The 3,838-nt window shown below is 46.7% G+C and carries 3 protein-coding genes and 1 pseudogene; 1 reads left to right on the top strand and 3 read right to left on the bottom strand.

What is annotated here, in order from left to right:
• Positions 1-206 precede the first annotated feature (206 nt).
• On the bottom strand, positions 207-587 hold the full coding sequence (locus tag WBA23_RS07925) for a helix-turn-helix domain-containing protein (protein ID WP_424581736.1): 381 nt from the start codon (positions 585-587) through the stop codon (positions 207-209).
• 118 nt (positions 588-705) lie between these two features.
• On the opposite strand from WBA23_RS07925, the gene WBA23_RS07920 reads away from it, so the two are divergent.
• Entirely contained in the window at positions 706-2,181 is a 1,476-nt protein-coding gene (locus WBA23_RS07920) for a beta-galactosidase (protein ID WP_424581735.1), read from the top strand.
• Between the two features lie 91 nt (positions 2,182-2,272).
• Here WBA23_RS07920 and WBA23_RS07915 read toward each other — a convergent pair whose 3' ends face one another.
• Together WBA23_RS07915 and WBA23_RS07910 are read right to left on the bottom strand one after the other, a co-directional pair.
• A complete protein-coding gene (locus WBA23_RS07915) occupies positions 2,273-3,547 on the bottom strand; it encodes an amidohydrolase family protein (RefSeq protein WP_424581734.1) in 1,275 nt (424 codons plus the stop codon).
• Between the two features lie 108 nt (positions 3,548-3,655).
• Positions 3,656-3,838 (bottom strand): annotated as a pseudogene (locus WBA23_RS07910) (YfcC family protein); the annotation flags it as partial.

Here is a 3,838-nt window from a genome sequence, read left to right as displayed (position 1 = left end):
GGTGAAAACTATATAGAAAGGGGGTAGCCGTTCCACCGCCCGCTGCAAGAACCCAGCGAGCGTCTGCGTATGATAGTTGGTAGGAATCTCGCTATACTTGATTCGGGTACTCATATGAATAATACTAATTTTGTAACTGAAGCCAGCTGTTCCTTGGATAGCAGGCAGATGCTGCCAGTCCATCTGTGCCCTATGCTTTCCTACTGTTAGCCCTTCCTTTTTTTTCCTCCTTGTGACACTGGGCGGGTTAATCCTTCCTGCTGGAGAACGCGTTGCACGGTTCCCCGATTAGCTACGGGAAACTCCTCTTTTAAATGGAACGCAATCGTGATCGGGCCATCAGTAGGATGCTCTTGCCGATGGCTAATGATCGCCTGCCGATATTCTGTAGTGATGATCCGAATAGCTCGCTTAGGTCCACTAGTTCGGTCATAAGGACTATCCCGCCTCACCCAACGATCAATCGTCTTTCGGTTGACGTTGAAACGCCGAGCCAATTCACTTTTCTTGGCTTGCCCATCGTGATAAAGCTGTTGAATTAACTGGCGTTGCTTCACCGTCAACTGAGCATTTTTGTGTATCTTCATTTAATCTCTTTTTTGTCCCTAAGATACAATGTCATTACAGACGGGGGATTTTTATCGTGTCCGGGGGTGTAACTACCACAGTCATGTTACTAGAAATAAAATCAACACTATATACTCTATGATCACTAACCGCACTATTTTCAACGTATTTTTAGCAAACTTTTTAGCCATCGTGCTGGGATTCATCTTATCTATTCCACTTCACGCTCAGGATACGACCGATGTTGAGTTTCCGTACCTGGGACAGGTGCAATCACGTCACGCCCGCGATATTACCGCGAATAACTGGTCGATTGGCGCGGAGACAATGGATCGCGATCTGGTAGACTTCGATAGCTGGAAGGACCATCTGGGGCCATTGGGTACCAAGCAAATACGGTTACAAGGTGGCTGGGCCAAGTGCGAACCGGAGAAGGGCGTGTATCACTTTGCGTGGCTCGATGAGGCAATCGAGCACGCACTAGCCGAAGGGGTAGAACCCTGGCTGCAAACTTCCTACGGCAATCCTATCTACGAAGGAGGTGGTGGTATCCACCTGAGTGCCGGGTTTCCCACTTCCGACGTGGCCCTGGCCGCCTGGGACGATTGGGTGAGGGCTATGGCTCAGCGTTATAAGGACAAGGTGAAGATCTGGGAGGTCTGGAATGAGCCCGACAACAAAGGGAAAAATTCGGCACAAGACTACACCGCCTTGTACGTACGTACGGCGGAAATCATCCGCTCTATCATTCCCGACGCTACGCTCTACGCGCTTTCAATCGCCAGTACGGGTGAGCGAGGGCAAAAATTTATCGATACCTTTTTAAACACCCTGCAACAGCAGAATAAGCTCGATCTGGTAGACGACATCACCGTGCACGGCTACACCTACAACCCCTCGGACGTGTACCCACGCTACGAACAATTGCGAGAAGTTATTGATACCTATTCAGACCGCATCACGCTACGGCAGGGGGAGCTGGGTTGCCCTTCGGAGAACCAAAGTATCTACGCCCTGCGCAACTATCCCTGGACCGAACTATCGCAGGCCAAGTGGGTGGTTCGCAAAATGATGGGCGACCTGGGGCGCGATATCCCTTCTAGCTACTTCCTGATTATCGATATTGTGTATACGCACGATCACGAAAAGCTGATGGATTCTCCGAAACGCAATACGAAGGGACTAATAAAATCTGATTTGGATCGCAACTTTGTAGCGCGTAAGCAATCGTACGGTTCCTACCAAAACGTGACCGCGATTTTCGACGATCAGCTTCGCCGGATAGCGGATTATCCCCACCAAGTGGCAACTGATTCTTCGTTATCAGTCTTCGCCTACGAATCTCTGGACCAGAAGCAGCAGGCGGTGGTTGTTTGGATAGACGGACAAACTCCCAGTAACGATAATAGCAAGATTGTATTGGATCTTGATTTTCCAAAGGGAAATTTTTCTGAGCCTGTGTGGGTAGATCTACGGACGGGCAGCGTTCATGAAATTCCCGCAGCATCAATCAGTCAAAATGCCGGGGGGTATAGCTTTAATAATATTCCAGTATACGATAGTCCGGTGCTGATTGCCGAGAAAAGTCTTATTCCTTTTGCCAATAAAAACTAATGAATACCAATCTGTTATAGTTATTATTTTTACACATACTCGTCTAAGGCGGAACATATCAAGCTAAAACTTAAAGCAGTTTTTATCTGACTTACTCTTGGTTCTTATAAACTTGCCCGCCTTTCATTACAAAGTTCACTCGCTCTAGTACTCTGATATCATCCACTGGGTTAGATTCAACGGCGATTATATCGGCCAATAGTCCTTCTTGTATCTCACCACGGTCTTTTAAATTTAGCATATTGGCTGGGTTTATCGTGGCTGACTGAATGGCTTCCAAAGTAGACATACCCAGTTTCACCATTACCGAAAGCTCTAAAGCATTTTCTCCGTGGGGGACTATAGGCGCATCTGAGCCTAACGCTATATTAACATCGGCTTCGATTGCATTGGTAATGTTTTGAATAGCCAGTGGAATAATGTACTCGGCCTTTGTTCGCATTTGCAGTGGCATCTGTGCCGCGAGAGGCATGATCTTATCGTGGGTACCAACTGTTGGAACTAGGTAGACATTTTGCTCTTTCATCAAGTTTATAGCTTCTCCATCTAACAACGAACCGTGCTCGATAGAATACACCCCCGCGCGGATGGCTGCTTTTATCCCTTCCGTTCCGTGAGCGTGGGCCGCCACCTTCATATGGTGCCTTTCCGCTTCCTCTACTACGGCTTTCATCTCCTCATCGCTTAGCTGTTGAGCCCCAGCTGATTCTTCCAAGGATAAAATGCCAGCTGTCGCGTGTATTTTGATAAATTTAGCACCATGTTTAATTTGATATCTAACCGCTTTAATGGCATCGTACTTTCCATTAACTATTCCGTGTTCCGGTCCGACATTGATGAGGTCTTCAGCCACCCCCAGCGTGAGGTCGGCATGTCCTCCCTGAATGCTGATCATATGCCCACTAGGGATTATTCGGGGGGCCTTTATCCAACCTTTTTCAGCCGCTTGTTGTACGGCCACATCAATTAAATCAAGTGTAATATGCACCTGCCCGATATTACGCACGGTAGTGAAGCCGCCCATTACTGTCTTCTCAGCATTATAAATGGCTCGGGCAGTTCCATCACTAGCACTCTCACCTCTTAGATATTCCCAGCTTCCAGCAAAGTCTGCATCTAAGTGTACGTGCATATCCATAAGACCAGGCAAGAGGATTTGACCAGATAGGTCGATAGTTTCAATATCATCGGGAATGGACTGGGGGTTTATCAACTTTATGAGTCCGTCTTCAATGATTAGGTTTGCAGGACTAACGAGTTGACCGGTTCTGACATTTAAATAAGCATTGGCCTTTAGGAGTTTGGCTTGAGCGTTGGTGGATACTGCCGCCCAACAAAGGATAAGGAGTAGGAATAATGATTTCATGGTAGAGGTTTTCAAGTTTCTATAAATGTATGGACTGCAACTGCCTTATCAAATATCTCCGTTGGTTAACAGATAACTATGTTAGCTATCCGCTTACTGATAGCCAATTTATACCGCTGTAATAATGGCTAGTATTGCGATGATTATTATTAACAGTGTTGGTTTGATGATGATCTTAATCCATTGGTTGTATTTGATACCAGCTAGGGCAATGATGGCTATTAAAGCCCCGTTAGTTGGTACTAGCAAATCCGTCAGAATGCCTCCGTATTGATAGGCTAGTATGCATAC

It is taken from the genome of Tunicatimonas sp. (genome assembly GCF_049647865.1).
GTDB lineage: Bacteria > Bacteroidota > Bacteroidia > Cytophagales > Cyclobacteriaceae > Tunicatimonas.
Note: the sequence above shows the minus strand (reverse complement) of the source record. Positions and strands in the feature narration are given on the sequence as shown.

What these genes read in the sequence shown, in the direction of transcription:
- WBA23_RS07925 (WP_424581736.1), bottom strand. Translation starts at nt 587, where the DNA reads ATGAAGATACACAAAAATGCTCAGTTGACGGTGAAGCAACGCCAGTTA.
- WBA23_RS07920 (WP_424581735.1), top strand. Translation starts at nt 706, where the DNA reads ATGATCACTAACCGCACTATTTTCAACGTATTTTTAGCAAACTTTTTA.
- WBA23_RS07915 (WP_424581734.1), bottom strand. Translation starts at nt 3,547, where the DNA reads ATGAAATCATTATTCCTACTCCTTATCCTTTGTTGGGCGGCAGTATCC.